Source organism: uncultured Tateyamaria sp., from assembly GCF_947504105.1.
GTDB lineage: Bacteria > Pseudomonadota > Alphaproteobacteria > Rhodobacterales > Rhodobacteraceae > Tateyamaria.
In genome coordinates, this window is sequence record NZ_CANNGP010000006.1 from 20,563 (window position 1) to 38,348 (window position 17,786).

17 protein-coding genes and 1 pseudogene are annotated in these 17,786 nt (G+C 61.4%); 8 read left to right on the top strand and 10 right to left on the bottom strand.

The window, feature by feature from the left end:
• Positions 1-88 precede the first annotated feature (88 nt).
• The 3 genes from Q1A75_RS05670 to Q1A75_RS05680 are packed head-to-tail and all read right to left on the bottom strand — an operon-like array spanning position 89 to position 3,818.
• A complete protein-coding gene (locus Q1A75_RS05670; RefSeq protein ID WP_299550589.1) occupies positions 89-964 on the bottom strand; it encodes an intradiol ring-cleavage dioxygenase in 876 nt (291 codons plus the stop codon).
• The gene (locus Q1A75_RS05675; RefSeq protein WP_299550587.1) at positions 961-2,742 is read right to left on the bottom strand and encodes an FAD-dependent monooxygenase; all 1,782 of its coding nucleotides are present in this window, start codon (positions 2,740-2,742) and stop codon (positions 961-963) included. The genes Q1A75_RS05670 and Q1A75_RS05675 overlap by 4 nt, the downstream gene beginning before the upstream one ends.
• A gap of 20 nt (positions 2,743-2,762) precedes the next feature.
• Positions 2,763-3,818, bottom strand: coding sequence for a maleylacetate reductase (locus tag Q1A75_RS05680; protein ID WP_299550585.1), 1,056 nt, complete (start codon positions 3,816-3,818; stop codon positions 2,763-2,765).
• A gap of 68 nt (positions 3,819-3,886) precedes the next feature.
• On the opposite strand from Q1A75_RS05680, the gene Q1A75_RS05685 reads away from it, so the two are divergent.
• The 3 genes and pseudogenes from Q1A75_RS05685 to Q1A75_RS05695 all read left to right on the top strand — a co-directional run bounded on the left by Q1A75_RS05685 (position 3,887) and on the right by Q1A75_RS05695 (position 6,582).
• Positions 3,887-4,837, top strand: coding sequence for a LysR family transcriptional regulator (locus tag Q1A75_RS05685; protein ID WP_299550583.1), 951 nt, complete (start codon positions 3,887-3,889; stop codon positions 4,835-4,837).
• 21 nt (positions 4,838-4,858) lie between these two features.
• Positions 4,859-5,187: pseudogene (locus tag Q1A75_RS05690) on the top strand (transposase); the annotation flags it as partial.
• Positions 5,188-5,439: 252 nt separating this feature from the next.
• The gene (locus Q1A75_RS05695; protein WP_299550581.1) at positions 5,440-6,582 is read left to right on the top strand and encodes a lytic murein transglycosylase; all 1,143 of its coding nucleotides are present in this window, start codon (positions 5,440-5,442) and stop codon (positions 6,580-6,582) included.
• A gap of 157 nt (positions 6,583-6,739) precedes the next feature.
• Here Q1A75_RS05695 and Q1A75_RS05700 read toward each other — a convergent pair whose 3' ends face one another.
• The 5 genes from Q1A75_RS05700 to Q1A75_RS05720 form a co-directional block, all read right to left on the bottom strand.
• Positions 6,740-7,363 (bottom strand): hypothetical protein, encoded by a 624-nt coding sequence (locus Q1A75_RS05700; protein ID WP_299550579.1) that lies wholly within the window; start codon positions 7,361-7,363, stop codon positions 6,740-6,742.
• A 9-nt stretch (positions 7,364-7,372) separates the two neighbouring features.
• The gene (gene ruvB / locus Q1A75_RS05705) at positions 7,373-8,407 is read right to left on the bottom strand and encodes a Holliday junction branch migration DNA helicase RuvB (protein ID WP_299550577.1); all 1,035 of its coding nucleotides are present in this window, start codon (positions 8,405-8,407) and stop codon (positions 7,373-7,375) included.
• 39 nt (positions 8,408-8,446) lie between these two features.
• A complete protein-coding gene (ruvA, locus tag Q1A75_RS05710) occupies positions 8,447-9,106 on the bottom strand; it encodes a Holliday junction branch migration protein RuvA (protein WP_299550575.1) in 660 nt (219 codons plus the stop codon).
• The gene (gene ruvC / locus Q1A75_RS05715; RefSeq protein ID WP_299550574.1) at positions 9,103-9,606 is read right to left on the bottom strand and encodes a crossover junction endodeoxyribonuclease RuvC; all 504 of its coding nucleotides are present in this window, start codon (positions 9,604-9,606) and stop codon (positions 9,103-9,105) included. Before ruvC ends, ruvA begins: the two co-directional genes overlap by 4 nt.
• Positions 9,607-9,709: 103 nt before the next feature.
• Entirely contained in the window at positions 9,710-11,902 is a 2,193-nt protein-coding gene (locus Q1A75_RS05720; RefSeq protein WP_299550572.1) for a primosomal protein N', read from the bottom strand.
• A gap of 89 nt (positions 11,903-11,991) precedes the next feature.
• On the opposite strand from Q1A75_RS05720, the gene fsa reads away from it, so the two are divergent.
• From fsa to Q1A75_RS05745, 5 genes are all read left to right on the top strand, one after another.
• The gene (gene fsa, locus Q1A75_RS05725) at positions 11,992-12,645 is read left to right on the top strand and encodes a fructose-6-phosphate aldolase (RefSeq protein ID WP_299550570.1); all 654 of its coding nucleotides are present in this window, start codon (positions 11,992-11,994) and stop codon (positions 12,643-12,645) included.
• A 282-nt stretch (positions 12,646-12,927) separates the two neighbouring features.
• Positions 12,928-13,635, top strand: coding sequence for a DUF484 family protein (locus Q1A75_RS05730; protein ID WP_299550568.1), 708 nt, complete (start codon positions 12,928-12,930; stop codon positions 13,633-13,635).
• On the top strand, positions 13,632-14,552 hold the full coding sequence (locus Q1A75_RS05735) for a tyrosine recombinase XerC (protein ID WP_299550566.1): 921 nt from the start codon (positions 13,632-13,634) through the stop codon (positions 14,550-14,552). Before Q1A75_RS05730 ends, Q1A75_RS05735 begins: the two co-directional genes overlap by 4 nt.
• Positions 14,553-14,668: 116 nt before the next feature.
• Positions 14,669-15,250, top strand: coding sequence for a cytochrome P460 family protein (locus Q1A75_RS05740; protein WP_299550564.1), 582 nt, complete (start codon positions 14,669-14,671; stop codon positions 15,248-15,250).
• 100 nt (positions 15,251-15,350) lie between these two features.
• Positions 15,351-16,040 (top strand): CDP-alcohol phosphatidyltransferase family protein, encoded by a 690-nt coding sequence (locus Q1A75_RS05745; RefSeq protein WP_299550562.1) that lies wholly within the window; start codon positions 15,351-15,353, stop codon positions 16,038-16,040.
• On the opposite strand, the gene Q1A75_RS05750 is transcribed toward Q1A75_RS05745, so the two are convergent.
• Entirely contained in the window at positions 16,037-16,486 is a 450-nt protein-coding gene (locus Q1A75_RS05750) for a methylated-DNA--[protein]-cysteine S-methyltransferase (protein ID WP_299550560.1), read from the bottom strand. The genes Q1A75_RS05745 and Q1A75_RS05750 overlap by 4 nt on opposite strands.
• A 158-nt stretch (positions 16,487-16,644) precedes the next feature.
• Positions 16,645-17,715, bottom strand: coding sequence for a hypothetical protein (locus Q1A75_RS05755; protein WP_299550558.1), 1,071 nt, complete (start codon positions 17,713-17,715; stop codon positions 16,645-16,647).
• Positions 17,716-17,786: the final 71 nt, after the last annotated feature.

A 17,786-nucleotide genomic window follows, 5' to 3' on the forward strand; every position in this document is an offset into this window, starting at 1 on the left:
GATATCCCCCTTCCCTGTTTCTGGAAAATCCTCGGGGGTGAGGCCGTAAGGCCGAGGGGGCAGACGGCCCCCTTTGGCAAAACGTTTGCTAGGCGCGCGCCAGAACGAAGTCGTGCACGACCTCGTAGTACGGGCCGTTCATACCTGCATCAGCAATCTTGCCTGCATCTTCGATCAAGTCGAATTTCGCCATCAGGCTTTCTTTGACCCCAAAGACCGCATCGGAGTGGATATAGGGATCATCCGGGTCGAAGATGTGCGTCGTCAGCGTCTCGAACCCGTCGGCTTCGAGGATGTAGTGCAGGTGCGCAGGACGGAATGGGTGACGGCCCAGCGCGCGCACCAGTTTACCCACGGGGCCATCGTCGGGGATGGGGTAGTATTTCGGCTTCACCCCTTTGAAGTGATAGGCACCATCGCCGCCCGTGCGGAACACGCCGCGCAGGTTGAAGTCGGGCTGGATGCCCTTTTGCTGGACGTCGTAGAACCCTTCGTCATTGGCCTGCCAGACGTCGATCTTGACCTTGTCGATGGGGTTGCCGTCGGTATCCAGGATGCGCCCCTTGACCAGCATTGGCACACCTTTTTCATCAAGACAGATGTTCGAGCCCATCGGCAGTTCCGGGGCATCAGGCAGGTGGAAGGGGCCGAGCACCGTGGATTCCGACGCGCCGGACGGTTTGCGGTTGTTGATTGCGTCCACCAGCATTGAGACGCCAAGCGTGTCGCTGAGCAGGATGAACTCCTGCCGCCAGTCAGTGCACATATGGCCGGTCTCAGTCAGGAACATGATTGCCTTGAACCATTCTTCGTCCGTTGGTTCGATCTCTTTCACGCAGGAATGCATGTGGCGCACGATCGCCTCCATCACCTGCGCCAGCCGCGCGTTGTCGGTGGTGGTGCGGGCGTTGACCACCTCGGCGGAGTTGTCTTCGGTGAAGTATCCGTCGTGGGTGTTGCTCATGCCATGGCCTCCTGCTTGGCGTGTGTGTTCTGGGCCAGGATCGTGCCGATAACCCGTTCCAGTTCAGCTTGGGGATTGTCCATCATGCCCTCGGCACGCCACGCGACGTGGTGGTCGGGGCGGATAAGGACGCACCCTGCCTCACCCACTTCGCGGGCGCGAGCCCAGTCGCCGGTGTGATCGACAAGGGGTTGGCGCGGGCCGATGACATGGGTGGTCAGCTTGATACCCATCTGCCCCGCGACGGCTTGCGCTGCGTCGGCCCATGCCCGGCCATTGAGGCCGGTAATCAGGGCGAAGCCACCTTGCGTGAGGTCGAGCGTCGAGTGTTTGCCGCCGTGCCCGTCGTAGAGCCAGACATGGGGCAGCCGTGCACCCGGCCATGTGGTGGGCTGATAGTGCAGTTCGTGATCCAGATCGAAGGCCGGTTCCATCTGCCCGTCCGTTACCACCGCGTCCGAGCGGTAGCGCTGGTTCATCTCGACTCCGTGGGCATCAAATTCGTATTTCTTGAAGGCGATGGCCTCGCGCAGGGCGGCCCGTTGGGCCTCGGCCTCGGGCGTCGAGTTGCATCGTTTTTGCATGTTGGCCTGCATCACGTCGGGGTCGGTGTGGCCGATCAGGCCCAGCGCTTCGAAGATGGGGCCAAATTCGCCGATGGACTGGTTGGCGCGGGTGACAATCTGTTTGGCCACGGGCGCGCGTTCGGTGTTGTAGCTGTCAAGCAGCCCCTCGCCCGCCTGCCCCTTGAGCACGGCAGCGAGTTTCCAGCTGAGATTAAAGGCGTCCTGGATCGAAGTGTTGGAGCCCAGACCGTTCGACGGAGGGTGCCGGTGGGCTGCATCGCCCATGATGAACACACGCCCCTTGGACATCTGCGTGGCGTAGGCGTCGTTCACCGTCCAGTAGCTGATGCCTTGCATGTCGATCTCAAGCTCGGGATCGCCCACCAGATCGCGGATAATCTTCTTGGCCTCGTCATCGTTGAGTTCGGGGCGTTCGCCTTCGATGTCATAGCCCCAGATGGCGAGCCATTCGTTCCAGGGACGGACCATGCGCACCACGCCCATGCCGATGCCGCCGACGTTGGAGCCCGGTTGCATCACCCAGTAGAGGACGGAGGGTCGATGGGCGACATGTTGGCTAAGGTCAGCCTTGAACAGCAGGTTGATGGATCCGGCGACGCCCATTTTGCCCTCGATGGGAAGGCCGGTGTTTTCGGTGACTTTCGAGTTCCCGCCATCTGCGCCGATCAGGTATTTGGAGCGGACGGTAAAGGTCTTGTTCGTCAGTCGGTCGAGCAGCGTTGTTGTCACCCCTTCCCCATCCGCCTCGTGGCTTTGGTATTCGCAGGACATGCGCGCCTGCGTCCCGCGCGCGCAGGCGGTTTTGAACAGCAGCGGCTCCATGAAGGTTTGCGGCAGGTCGTTCATTTTGCTGGGTGAACTCAGGTCGTGTTCGGCGCGGCTGAGCGGATGTGTGCCCCATGTCTGGATGCGCCCCAACTCCTCGCCGGTGAGGCTTTCGCAGAAGACGTTGGAACCCATGAGGTCCTGTTCCGTGGCGTGCATATACGCCTCGTCCTCAACCTCGCGCCCCAGATCGCGCAGCACCTCCATCGTGCGCTGGTTGGTGATGTGGGCGCGTGGGCTGTTGGCCAGCCAGCGGTAGCGGTTCACCACCATGTTCTCGATGCCATAGGTGGAGAGCAGCGCGGCGGTGGCAGATCCGGCGGGGCCTGTTCCGATGATCAGGATGTCTGTTGTGATGTCGGCCATGTGTTCCTCCCAGAATGGCGTCAGGTGGGTGCCGCGCCTTCCCAGGCGGCTTGCAGCAATTGGCGGATTCCATCGCGCGTGATGGGCGCTGGATTGGGGTATGGTTTTTGAGTGGCAAGATCGGCGGCGCGGTCGAGATTTTGTTCAGTGACGCCCAGATCGCGGAGCGCCAGTGGCGCGTTCATTTGCGTGGCGAACGCATGGAGTGCTGGGCCGGGGGCAGCGCCGCCGAAGATATCGGTGATGGGTTTGAGCAGGTCGGGGACCGCTTGCGCATTGTAGTGGATCGCGTGGGGCAGGATGATGGCGTGCGTGTTGGCGTGGGGCAGATCGAAGCTGCCCCCCAGCGTGTGGCAGAGCTTGTGATGCAGGGCCATGCCGACCTGCCCCAGCACCGCGCCGCAAGCGTAGGCGCCGCGTAAGGTCTTTTCGCGAGCGCTGGTGTTGGTGGGGTTTTCGAGAACGGCGGGGAGGCCGTCGGCGAAGTGCTGCATGCCTTCGACGGCCAACGCGGTGCTGTGGTTCGTGCGGTTTTCAGCATAAAGCGCCTCGGCCGCATGGGCGATGGCGTTGAGGGCGGATGTCACCGTCATGGCGACAGGCAAAGAGGTGACGAGTTCGGGGTCGTAGAGGATGGTTTCAGGTTGGATCTTGGGGTCAGTGAGCGTGGTTTTGACGCCGTTTTCTGTCTGGCCGAGGATGGGCGTGGCCTCGGACCCGGCATAAGTGGTGGGGATCACGATCTGCGGCACGCCTGTGCGCAGGGCGATGGCCTTGGCGAGGCCAGTGGTTGAGCCGCCGCCAATGGCAATGACGCAGTCTGCTCCTGTGTCGCGCAAATGCGTGACCGCTTCTTCGGTGATCTCGACTGGCGTGTGCATCGTGGCGCGAGCAAAGATGCCTGCGGCGCTGTCGCCCAGTGCTTCGGCAACGGCCATGGCGCTGTCACATTGCTGCGGGGTGGAGAGAACCAGCGCGTGTTTACAGCCCAGCCGCGCCACCTCCTCCGCCACTGTGTGGCGTAGACCAGCGCCGAAGCGCACGCGAGGGGTCGAGGGGGCGGCTTGGGTGAGCATGTGGAAAGGCTACAGGGGTCAAACGATCATGTTGATACGATTTGCGGGCCACAATATAACCTGACGCTATGCAATTGGATCCCAATCACCTGGTCATGCTGGCCGCCGTGGTCGATAAGGGCGGCTTGACGCCGGGTGCACACGCGCTTGGCAAGTCGCAGCCATCGTTGTCCCGCACTCTGGCCGCGTTGGAGGCCCGGTTGGGTCAACCCTTGTTCGAGAAAGGGCGCCGTCCGCTGGTGCCGACTGAATTGGGGGCGGCTTTGGCCGCGCAGGGGCGCGTGATCCGGCAGGCCAGTGGCGAGGCCGCCGTGCAGGCTGATCTCTATATTGGTGGCAAGACCGGGGCGGTGCGGGTGGCCGGCACGCCAGTGTTCATGGACGCCGTCATCGCGACGATGATCGCGGGGTTCCAGCAGGCGCATCCGAACGTGCGGATCGATCAGAGCTATGGCTATGCCGATACGCTGATGCGCGATGTGGAAAGCGGGGCGCTGGATCTGGCCATTTGTCCCCTGCCCCCGGGAGATTTGCCTGCCGGTATTGCCTTCGACGAGATTTTGCAGGGGCGCAATGTGATTGCCTGCCGGATGGGTCATCCCCTCGCCCGAAAGCGGGCGCTGCGACTGGAGGACATCGCCAACTATCCCTGGATCGCACCGCCGACGAACAGCCCGCTTTACCAGGACCTGCGCGCCATCCTGCACGAGATCGAGGTGGAGGATGTGAAGGTCAGCTTCTCGGGCGGGTCTATCAGCGCGGTGCGCACGGTGTTGGAAGGGTCGGACAGCCTGACGATCCTGCCCTATTCGGTCATCTTCATGATGCGGCAGCAAAAGGCGCTGACGGCGCTGGACATCCGCATCAAACACGCGCCGCGCAACCTTGGGATCATCAGCCCGGCCGACCGGCCCGTGCGCCCCGCGGTGCGCCGGTTTCATCGTCACATCGCATCCGAGTTCAAGGCGCTGGCGCGGTCGATCTCGCATGCCCAGCAGAATTCGGTGTGGCGGGCGTGAGTTTCGGGGCACGTGGACCGAAGGTACTACGCCAGCAAGACACGCTGCTCCACCTGCGCCCTCAAAGAACAGTGCACGTCCAACAAAGACGCCCGTATTGTCTCACGATATGTCCACGAAGCCGCGCATGACAAGGCACACCAAATTGCCAAAACAGACGCCTACACCGATGCCAGCCGACGACGAAAGAAAGTAGCAATGCTCTTCGCCCACCTCAAAAAGATCATGCGGCTCGACCGCCTGCGTCCGCGCGGGCCAAACGGCGGAAAAGAGAATTCCGCCTCGCAGCAACCGCCCAAAATCTCTGCAAACTCGCCAAACCACACCCAATGGGCCCCGCGACAACATAAGATCAACGCCGACCACAATAAACGCTCAGACCATAGCGCCTCTTACGAAGAGCCTTCCAAAACAGGCGGTTCAAACCGTACATTAGACCTAAACCCTGCAAAGTCAGCCTTCTGCAATGAACCTGGAATGTGGTTAAGGAGCGCAAGCACCCCACCTCCCCCCAAAACCGCCGATAAACACACACCGTCTTTGCACGATCTCCCCCACAGGCTACGCTCTGCTCAGCAGTCAACAAAAAACACAGGCCTCCCATGCACCTCTCCCGCAGAACCACCCTGCTCGGCCTCGGCGCCCTGACCCTTTCCGCCTGTGCCACAACGACAACCACGACCTCACGTACCAGCACCGGACTTGCTGCAGATCTGCGCCCCACCCCCAACGCCGCCTATGACGCGTGGGTCGCCAGCTTTCGCGGCCGCGCCGCTGCTGCCGGCATCTCGCAATCCACGCTCGACGCGGCCTTCCGTGGCACCGGCTATCTGCCGGGCGTTGTGCGACGCGACCGCAACCAGACCGAATTCAGCCGCACGCTCGAAGACTACCTGTCCATCGCAGCCTCGGACGAGCGCGTGTCCAAGGGCCGTGCCGCCTTTGCCCGCCACCGCAGCACCCTGAACGCGGTCGAGGCGCGCTATGGCGTGCCCGCCAACATCGTGACAGCCATCTGGGGGTTGGAGAGCTTTTATGGCGAACGGCGCGGCGATGTGCCGGTGATCTCGGCCACCTCCACCCTTGCATTTGACGGGCGGCGCGGTGCGTTCTTTGAAAAGCAGCTGATCGAGGCATTGCGTATCCTGCAATCGGGTGATGTGAGTCCGGCGAAACTCACCGGTTCATGGGCGGGTGCGATGGGGCACACACAGTTCATCCCAACCTCTTACCAGTCCTTTGCCGTGGATTTCACCGGCGACGGGCGGCGTGACATCTGGTCTGATGATCCGTCAGACAGCCTCGCCTCCACCGCCGCCTATCTTGATCGCAACGGCTGGACGTCCGGCGTGGACTGGGGGCGCGAGGTCACGGGCGGCACCTCATCCGGCACCATCATCCAGCCGCAACCGGGTGGCCCCCGCTTTGCCGTGACCTCGAATTTCCGCGTGATCAAGCGCTACAACAATTCGGATTCCTACGCGATCGGTGTGGGCCACCTCGCCGATCGCATCGTGGGTGGCGGCCCCTTGCGCGGTACTTTCCCGCCGGACCGTTATGGCCTGACCAAGGATGACCGCATCGCCCTACAACGCCGCCTAACCGCGCGCGGCTTCGATATTGGCGGCACGGACGGTGTTCTGGGTACGAAATCGCGAGCGGCCATCACGGCCTATCAGACCGGCCAGGGTCTGCCCGCGACAGGAGAACCGTCCGTGGCTTTGCTGCGTGCATTGGGCGGTTGACACCGCGCCGCCCGTCCTCGGCACCAGCATGGGCTGCGAACGGTTAAATTCTGCTTGCGTGACCGTGCGTTGGTCCAAGTACCTGAAAAGGTGCGCAGATCACAAACCGGTTGAAACTCAATGGACCCACCGAACAGCCTGTCCCCGCGGGGACAAATCAGCTCGTCGCTGTCATCCGTGCACTCAACCGCAGCGCATGTGACGCATCATCGGCCGCCCCCGGCATCACCGGATCATAAGCCGCACGGATCAGCGCCGCGATGTCAGGCCGCAACACCGTCGTCTCTCCAGCAACGGCCAGCGGCGACCGGTCCCGGAAGGCCAAATCGGACCACAGCAGGATCGACTGCACCACCTGGCTCAGCGCCAGCGTCTCCGCGGGGACCTTGCTCAGATGCTGGTCCATCCGCAGGAACACAAAGCAGGCCTTGATCGCACCCGCCTCATCAAACCGGAAGATCCGGTACTGGTTCGCGTCGGCCCGTTGCAGCCGCGCCACCAACGCCTCAAGATCGGGCACAAGCCTGTCCAACCCCGGAACCTCGGGCAGTTCGGCCCAGTCGGAAAAGAAGAACCACATGAAGTTCGACCCCAGTTCGGGATCCGTCTCAGCCGTCTCGTGACCGGCCAGCTGGCACACCGCCTCAACCGCGCCCTTGATCGTGCCAAGGGTTTCGTCCTGCACCCCAAACACCACAGGTGCAATCGGACGACCCCAACGGGCAAAGGCATAATCACCGCTTTCCCGCCTGAACAGCGCTTCAATATCATCTACTTTCATATGCATATCCTAGTCGAACAGATCGCCCGATGATTTTGGCGCCTCAAGCCCCAGATGCCGCCACGCCCGCTGCGCCAGCATCCGTCCCCGCGGGGTCCGTTGGATTAGGCCCTGCTGCAGCAGATAAGGTTCGATGACCTCTTCCAAAGCATCGCGGCTCTCGCTCAGGGCAGCGCTCAAGGTTTCTACGCCTACAGGGCCACCACCATAGTGATCCGCCATGAGTTTCAGATACCGACGGTCCGCACCGTCCAGCCCGAGATGATCGACACCCAACCGTGTCAAAGCGGAATCCGCCAGCTCCCGCGTCACGCGGCCATCGCCATCCACCACGGCAAAATCCACCACCCGTCGCAACAAGCGTCCCGCGATACGAGGGGTGCCACGCGCCCGGCGGGCGATCTCGCGGGCGCCGCCTTCATCGGCAGGGGCACCGAGGGTGCGGGCGTTGCGTTCAACAATCGTGAACAATTCGTCCTCGGTGTAGAATTGCAACCGAGTCGGAATGCCGAACCGATCCCGTAGGGGCGTCGTCAGGAGACCCATGCGGGTGGTGGCCCCCACCAGGGTAAAGGGCTGCAACTCGATCCGAACCGTCCGGGCGGCCGGGCCTTCGCCGATCACAAGGTCCAGTTCGAAATCTTCCATCGCGGGATAGAGAACCTCTTCGACCGCCGGGTTCAGACGATGAATCTCGTCGATGAACAACACATCCCGCGCTTCAAGATTGGTCAGGATGGCAGCCAGATCACCGGCCCTGGCCAGCACGGGGCCGGATGTCATCCGGAAATTCACGCCCAACTCGCGCGCCATGATCTGCGCCAGCGTCGTCTTGCCCAGACCGGGCGGGCCGTGAAACAGCGTGTGATCCATCGCCTCGCCCCGCTGCTTGGCGGACTGGATAAAGACACGCAGGTTGGCGCGGGCCTCGGCCTGACCCACAAAATCCTCAAGAAGCTGTGGACGCAGCGCACGGTCGAAACCGCCCGCATCATCGTCAGGCATCGGCGCTCCGCGCAGGGTGGGATCAGAGGCGTCGGTCATCATCTTCCTTCGTAAGGCGGACGTGTCGTCCGCCCACCCCTACCCTTTCGGTGCCAGAAGTTTCAACGCCGCACGGATCAGGGCGGGCGTGTCCGCGCCCGGGTCCTCTCCGGCAGCTTGGGCGACGGCGGCGGCCGCATCGGACGGGCCGTAGCCGAGATTGCCCAGAGCCGAAAGCGCATCCGCCTGTGCAGAGGACGGCGGAGCAGAAGCTGGCGTGGGTTCAATCACCTCGGCGGCAGCTTCGGCAACGGCATCGCCGGTTGCTTCGGCCACCGTGCCGCCCATAGCCATGACCGACGGAGCCTTGTCCTTGAGATCCAATACAATCCGTTGCGCGATCTTGGGACCGATGCCCTTGGCCGCTTTCACCGCGTTCCAGTCGCCCAAGGCGATGGCACGGCTGGTGCCGTCCGTCCCAAGCGTGCCGAGGATGGCAAGCGAGGCCTTGGCCCCCACCCCTTGCACGGACATGAGCAGGCGGTGCCACTCCTTTTCCGCAAGCGTCGGGAAGCCAAAGAGTTGCATCAAATCCTCGCGCACCACGAGGTCAGTGAACAACGCACAGGCCTGACCCACCGGTGGCAGCGCTGCCAGCGTCCGGTCCGAGCAATAGACGATGTAGCCCACGCCGCGCACGTCGATCAGGATGTGATCACCGGCTTTGTAGTCAATCCGACCCGAGAGTTTCCCGATCATGCACGCGCCCTCGCAACGGCAGCGGCTAGCCCCTGCCCCGCACCGTGATGGGCGTGACAGATGGCAATGGCAAGCGCATCGGCTGCATCCGGTCCGACGATATCGACGCCGGGCAGTTGCACCCGGACCATATGTGCCACCTGCCGCTTGTCAGCATGGCCCACGCCCACAACCGTTTTCTTGACCGCGTTCGGGGCGTATTCGCCCACCGACAAACCAGCACGCGCCGGGGCCAGCATGGCAATGCCCCGGGCCTGCCCCAGTTTCAGGGTGCCTGCGCCATCCTTGTTCACAAAGGTCTGTTCGACCGCTGCCGCCTGCGGGGCATGGTCGGCAATCACCACGCTGAGTTGGTCAAACAGACTGAGCAGGCGCAGTGACAGGTCATCGCCCGTCGAATGGCAGATGCCGTTGGCAACGTGGCGCAAGCGCGGACCGTCGCAATCGATGATCCCCCAACCCATGTGGCGCAAGCCAGGGTCGATCCCCAAGATTCGCATGATGTGCTGCCCTCGCCCGATTTGTTTTGGCTTTTGCCTGTCAGTAGCACGAAACGCGAACATCCGCCAAGGGGTAAGGCGTACGTGCCGTGCGCCGTGTCCGTCAGTAGAAGCTTTGCGGGTCGATATCGACAGCCAGCCGCAAGTCACCCCTGAGCCGCAGCTGCCCGACCCATTGAGCAATCGCCCCTTGCAGCGCGACACCCTTGCCCGCTTTGACCAGCAGCCGCACCCGGTGCCGTCCGCGAACGCGGGCAATGGGCGCAGGCGCAGGGCCAAAGACCTGCGCGCCCACCCGGGTCAGCGCGCCCGCATTCCTCGCCAGCGCGTTCGCGGCGTCAAACACCTGCGCGACGTCCGGGCCGCTGAGGATGATCCCCGCCATCCGGCCATAAGGCGGCACGCCTGCCGCCTCGCGTTGCGCGGCCTCAGCCCGCCAGAACCCTTCCTCGTCCCCCGCCAGAATGGCGCGGATCACCGGGTGTTCCGGTTGATAGGTCTGCAACAGTGCCGTGCCCGGCTTTTCTGCACGGCCCGCCCGGCCAGCCACTTGCCGCATCAGTTGGAATGTCCGTTCAGCGGCCCGCAAGTCGGAGCCTTGCAGGCCAAGGTCTGCGTCGATCACCCCCACCAGTGTCAGGTTCGGAAAGTTGTGCCCCTTTGCCACCAGCTGCGTGCCGATGATCACATCAGCAGCGCCTTCGGCGATCCCTTCGATCTCGGCCTTGAGCGCGCGGGCCGAGCCGTACATGTCTGAACTCAGCACCGCCACGCGGGCATCCGGGAACAGTTCGACCGCTTCCTCACCCAGTCTTTCGACACCCGGGCCGACGGGCGCCATCCGATCTTCGGCCCAGCAGGAGGGGCAGATGGTTGGCATCGGTTTCGTCTCGCCGCATTGGTGGCACATCAGACGCTTCAAAAAACGGTGTTCGACCATGCGCGCATCGCATTGATCACAGCCCACCTGGTGCCCGCAGGCACGGCACAGCGTAATGGGGGCATAGCCGCGCCGGTTCAGAAACAGCATAGCCTGTTCGCCTGCCGCCAGCCGCGCCTCGACCGCGCGTTTCAATTCTTCGGAGACCCAGCGGTTCGAAGGTAGTTTTTCAGCACGCATATCGATGGTTTGCATCGTGGGCATGAGCGCAGGGCCAAAGCGCGCTTCGAGGTCCAGCCGCGTGTACTTGCCGCTTTCGGCGTTCGCCCAGCTTTCGAGCGACGGCGTGGCCGAGGCCAGCACCACCTGCGCCCCGAGCAGCGAGGCCCGCAGCACGGCCATGTCGCGGGCGTTGTAGAGCACCCCGTCTTCCTGCTTGTAGGACGTGTCGTGTTCCTCATCCACGACGATCAGGCCGAGGTTCTGATAGGGCAGGAACAGGGCCGAGCGCGCGCCGATTACCAGTTGCGCGTTGCCTTGCCCCACCATGCGCCAGATGCGACGGCGTTCCGTCATGGTGGCCCCGGAGTGCCATTCGGCAGGGCGCGCACCGAACCGTTCCTCGACCCGTTTGAGGAATTCAGCTGTCAGGGCGATTTCCGGTAATAGAACAAGGGCTTGCCGTCCTGCGCTGAGGCAGGCAGCGACAGCTTCGAGGTAGACTTCGGTTTTGCCGGATCCGGTGACACCTCTCAGGAGCGTTGTTCCGTAAGCACCGGATTGCACGGCCTTGGCGATGTGCCCTGCGGCCCGCGCCTGATCTTCGGTCAGTGCCTTACCCGGGCGGGACGGGTCCATAGGTGGGAATGGCAAATCGCGGGGGCTGTCCTCTTCCGCGACGGTGCCTTGCTTCACCAGCCCCTTGATGACGGAGGATGTGACGCCCGACAGCTCTGCGAGCTCTTTAAGTGTAAAGGCCAAATCACCGTATTCGCTAAGGAATTCTAGCACGCGGCGGCGGGCATCCGTCATCCGATCGGGTTCGGATGGACCGCGGCGGTAGACCTTGCGCATCGACGGCGGATCGCCCAGTCCCGGCGCGCGGGTGGCGAGCCGCAGCATGGCGGGCATGGGTGTGAGCGTGTACGCTGCGGCCTTTTCCAAGAAGGCGCGCATCTCGTCCCGCATGGGGGCGGCGTCCAGCACCCGCAGGACTGACCGCACCTTGTTGTAGTCATAGTCGCCCTTGCCGGGTCCCCAGACAACACCCAGCACCTTGCGCGGGCCAAGTGGCACCTCGACGAACACGCCCAGATGGCAGCCACCCTCGGGCGCCTTGTAGTCCAGCGCCCGGTCCAGCGGTTGCGTGGTCATCACGGCCACCAACGCGCCTTCGTCGTAAAACGAGGGCGTCATGTTAGCGCCAACATATGAGGGGTTCAGTCTTCACCCGCCATGAGGTAAAGCCATCACAAGCAAACGCCAAGCCATCAAGGGGACCGCACATGAAATTCTTTGTAGATACTGCCGAGATTGACGCCATCGCCGAACTCAACGACCTGGGTATGGTCGACGGTGTCACCACAAACCCGTCGCTGATCCTGAAATCGGGACGCGACATTCTGGAAGTGACCAAGGAAATCTGTGATCTGGTCGATGGCCCTGTCAGCGCGGAAGTGGTCGCGCTGGAAGCCGACGCGATGATCGCCGAGGGGCGCAAGCTGGCCGAGATCGCGGAAAACATCACCGTCAAGCTGCCGCTGACATGGGACGGGCTGAAAGCCTGCAAGGTGCTGTCGGGCGAAGGCAAGATGGTCAATGTCACGCTTTGTTTCTCGGCCAACCAGGCGCTGCTTGCGGCCAAGGCCGGGGCCAGCTTCATCTCACCTTTCATCGGGCGGTTGGATGACATCCACCTGGATGGGCTGGAGCTGATCGAAGACATCCGCACCATCTACGACAATTATGGGTTCGAGACAGAAATTCTGGCCGCGTCGATCCGGTCCGTGAACCACGTTCAAGATTGCGCCAAAATCGGTGCCGACGTCATCACCTCGCCCCCAGATGTCATCAAGAAGCTGGCGAACCACGTTTTGACGGACAAGGGCCTTGATGCGTTCATGAAGGATTGGGCCAAGACGGGTCAGAAAATCCTGTAACTCAGGCGTTTCCCGCCCGTCTCAGCAATACCCGAAGCGCGACCGGTCCTAAGGGAAAAATCCCCGGGCCGGATCCGTGAGTGGTGGCTTCGTGTATTTGTTGCATGCGATGGATGTGACAGCATGAGTATTCCCGTTCACGGGGAGAAACTCACGTCATTTCCCCGGTCGTGGCGTCACTTGGCAACTTTACGCTGTCATCTGAACAATTATTCCAAGTTCAGGGCAGATTTCACGATTCCGCTGTGATATGGAGCGGACAAGACCAAAAACAGGTACGGTATGAGCAGCCAGCCCAAGATTAACGACGCCCTGCGTGAGGCGATTATTTCGCGTCCTGATGTTATTCTGGATGACAAGGACCTGATGCATGCCCTGATCGCCGCGAATGAGCGTGCGATGGGTGGCAACATCGTTGATCTGCGCGGGCTGGCAATGGAACGGCTGGAAGCGCGGCTGGACCGGCTTGAGGACACGCACCGTTCAGTCATCGCGGCGGCGTATGAAAACCTGGCTGGCACCAATCAGATTCACCGCGCCATCCTGCGCATGCTGGACCCGATGGAGTTCGAACCCTTCCTGCGTGATCTGGGTGGCGAAGTGGCCGAAATCCTGCGCGTAGACGCCGTCAAACTGGTGCTTGAGTCCGTACAAAACGACAATGATCCGGCCGTTCAGCGGTTGGGCGAAGTGCTGAGCGTGGCCGAACCCGGTTTCATCGACGATTACCTGACCGATGGCCGTGGCGGCAATGTGCGGCAAGTCACCCTGCGACAGGTTCAGGATGCCGACCCCGAGATTTATGGCGACGATGCCAACTGGATCCGATCCGAAGCCTGTCTGAAGCTGGACTTTGGTGACGGTCGTCTGCCCGGCCTTCTGGTTATGGGCGCGGAAGACCCACATATGTTTGGACCGCAGCAAGGCACGGACCTGCTGGCCTTTTTCACCGGCGTGTTCGAACAGGCCATGCGCCGCTGGCTGGGATGAGCCTGATTTCCCCCGCCGCCCGCGATGCGCTTGAAAATTTTCTGGCGTATGAACGTGCGATCAAGGGGGCGGCAGAGAATACAGTCACGGCCTATGGCACGGACATAACCGAATTTCTTGCCTTCATGACGGAGCACTCGGGCCAGACACAGGGCCTTGGTGCTTTGGCGCGGATTGATACACGGGATATGCGTGCGTGGATGGCGCGTACGCGGTCGGGTGGTGTCGGGGCGCGGTCATTGGCCCGCAAACTGTCGGCCGTCAAAGCGTTCTACAAGTGGTTGGCGGCGCGCGAAGGGTTTGAGCCAACCGCCGTGCTGAGCACCCGGGCCCCAAAATTCACCAAGAAGCTGCCACGCCCGTTGGATGAAACGGCGGCACGCGAGCTTTTGGACATCACGCCTCTGCAATCTGACAAGCCATGGATCGGCGCGCGGGACACTGCCGTGTTGACCTTGCTGTGGGGCTGCGGTTTGCGCATATCCGAGGCATTGTCCCTGACCGCGGGTCAGACGCCTTTGCCACAGGTTCTGAGGATCGTAGGCAAGGGTGGCAAGGAACGGATCGTGCCGGTGGTCGATGCCGCCCGTAACGCAGTTGATGCCTACATAGCCGCCTGTCCGTATGAACTGCCCGCCGACGGACCGCTTTTTCGCGCTATCCGTGGTGGGGCGCTTGCCCCACGCGCCATTCAGAAGGTGATGTCGAACGCCCGCATGCAACTGGGCCTGCCCGCCAGTGCCACGCCACACGCCATGCGCCACAGTTTTGCAACGCACCTGTTGAATGCGGGTGGCGATCTGCGCGCGATCCAGGAGCTTCTTGGCCACGCGTCTTTGTCCACGACGCAAGCCTACACGGCCGTTGATACAGTCCGTTTGATGGAAGTCTATTCCAAGGCGCATCCGAAGGCGTAGGCCCCTCATCCTTCACGTAATTGTGCATGAAAGGTGATCCCGCACGGCTATGCGCGGGGTGCTCATTCCGTCAGCATGCCGTTGCGTACAAAACCAACACGGAGGGGACGCCGAACATGCTACGCGAGCTTACATACGCAGCCGTTTTGACCATCGCCGCAGGCGCGGCCAGTGCAGAGGAATGCACCGCCATTGCAGTCGAAGACGCTTTCGACCTGACCGAGGATCAGATTGGCGTACTTTACGACTGTCTTCAGGAAAAGATGGCGACGGGTTACGCCAAAGAAGGCGACGAGATTGGGTCAAATTATCGCAATTGGGCCGCTACGGCGTCGCGTCCAGCCGTTGCCGGACCACACGGCAATCGCCTTTTGAACACATATGCCAATGACGTGGCCGCCGAACAGTACCTGAAGTTCGAGGAAGAAGGCTTTGAAATGCCTGTAGGGTCGATCCTGGCCAAGGAATCGATCACCATTTCGATCAAGAAGAAGGCGGCGCGCCCGGGTCCGCTGTTCATCATGACCAAGGTCGGTACCGATGAGGCGCCAGACACCGCCGGATGGCTTTACGCTGGCCTGCAGCCGAACGGCAAGGTGATGAAGGTCAAGCAAAGCTTTTGCCATGACTGTCACGCAGGTTGGGAAGCACAGGATTATCTGGGTTACCCGCTGGAAGAAGTGCGCTTGGGCCAGTAGCCAGCACACGGGCTACGTCTCGGCCTGCACCTGACCGCGCCGACCCCTTCGGCGCGGTTTTGCATTTGCAACCCCGCGCGTCATGCCGCATGACAGGCATATGACACTGCAAATGCGCGCGTTGAGCGTTCACCTTCTGACGGCCACCGGCGCCGTGTTCGCAATGCTGGCCATGCTGGCCGCCGTGGAGGCGGAATGGGACCTTATGTTCCTCTGGCTTGTCGTGGCTTTTTTTGTCGACGGCATCGATGGCCCGCTCGCACGCAAATACAACGTCAAGACCAATGCGCCCGAGTTCGACGGCGTGCTGCTTGATCTGATCATCGACTACCTGACCTATGTGTTCATCCCGGCTTTCGCGCTTTTTGCGTCGGGCCTCATGGCGGGGTGGACAGGCTGGGTGGCCATCATCCTGATCACCTTTGCAAGTGCCATGTATTTCGCCGATACGCGCATGAAGACGAGGGACAATTCATTCTCGGGCTTTCCGGGCTGCTGGAACATGGTGGTGTTGGTCATCTTCGCGCTTGAGCCCAATTTCTGGGTGTCCTTGGCACTGGTCAGTGTGCTGGCTGTGGGCATGTTCCTACCAATAAAGTTCATCCATCCCGTGCGTACAGAACGCTGGCGTTGGCTGAGCCTGCCCACGGCGCTGGCGTGGACATTCTTTGCCGGTTGGGCAGCCTGGGTCGACTTCCACCCTGAAAGCTGGGCGCATTGGGGACTGGTGGTCACGTCGCTGTACCTGGTGTTCGCAGGCATCGCCCAGCAACTGATCCCACAGCGTTAGATCAGAAATCCGCCTTCGTGCCGGAGGAGAGCCACCTTGGTCTCGACCCCGCCTGCCCCCGAAAATCCGGTCAGGCCCTTGGCGCCCATGACACGGTGGCACGGAATTATGATCGGAATGGGGTTGCCACCACAGGCCTGGCCGATGGCCTGCGCCGGCACCCCGAGCGCCTTTGCGATATCGCCATAGGTTACGGTTTGGCCGTATGGGATGTCTGACATCGCGGCGCAGACATCGCGCTGCAATTGCGAACCGCGCACCTCCAGCGGAAGATCAAACTCCTCCAATGTGCCGGCATCGTAGGCGCGCAGTTGCGCCACTGCAGTGTCCAGGACATCTGATCGATCCGCGCATTCTGACCGGCCCCAAGACAGCCGAATGACGGCTCCGCCATCCTCGGTTACGGTCAGGTCGCCAAACTTTGTATGCACATCCACCTGTTTCATGGCTCTAATGTGACAAGGCTGGGTCTGCTGCACAATCCGAAAGCGGCGCATTTACAAACCGACCGATCCCATGGTTCCTGCGCGTACAGAAAATCAGCGATCGGCGTGCCATCCGTGGACGCAAGATCGGACGCGACACGGTGCTCCAGATCATGAACTCAGGGCGCTGCAGTCGCGCCGCTCCCCCATGGACGGCTCTTGCCGGAAAACAGATCAGCACATTCGCTCGCCAAACCATCAATGGCTTGGTCGATCTGGGCGAGCAGACCGTGAACTACCTCCATTGCTGCCTTGGCCGGGTCAAGATTTGGAAGCTGATTGACCTGTTTTTGGATTTCATCGCGCACTGATTTCATCGCGTTGCGGACAGGTTTGAAAGCCCAATCGATGAACTTCTTTTTGATCTTCTGAATTTCGCCATCAAACTTGTCCAGAAGCCCTTTGATGGTCCGATACGTCTTGCCGCCCAACCGCGCACCCAGCTTAAGAACGGCCTTAATCTGGGTTTCACCGTAGTGGGCCGCGCGTCCCACGGCATCGGTCAGTGTGTGGATCGCGTTTCGGATGGGTTCCAGTTTGGTATAAATACCTTCAATGAAATCCGAAAAACTGACGGCGGGTTTCAGCGCAGACACAACGCCTTCAACGGCCCGTTCAGCCGTATTCAACTTTTGCTGGGCTTCATCCTTGGCGTCATTGAGTGTTTTGACGATCTTTTCAAGCGGGTCACCCAACCGCTCTGAACACGCATTGACCGATGCCGGGATATCATGGCCGCTATAGTGCGCCAGCAAGTCCGAGGTGACCGTTTCAGTTCGTTCGAGAAACCCTTCGACCTGGGCAATACCTGCCCACGACTTGTCGATGGGATCCTTGATATCAAGAAATGTTTTAGCGCCGTCATCTGCAGCCAGTTGAATCTCGCCCAGAAAGGTTTCGATCTCTCCAAGGAACGTATTGATGCCATTCAGTGTTTCGGCGGTCGTTTTTGCCGCCGTCCCGACCTCGGGCAGCCAACTGCCCGCCTTGCAGGCCCTTTCCAGATTTTTCAGAACGTTGTGGATTTCGCCAACCTTGTCCTTGATCCGTTTAGGTGTTTTTTCGATCCGCTCAAGCTCGTTCAACGCGTCATGCACGTCACTGAGTGGCGTCGCGAAATAGGCAATATCCTGGTAAAGATCGTGAACGTTGGAATTCAGGCGGCTAAGGGGTGCTGATGCATCGGCCATTGGAAATTCTCCTAAAGAAAAACTTAAAAAATGGGCGCAAGCACTGCTTGTCTGGCGTAACTAGTGCAGTA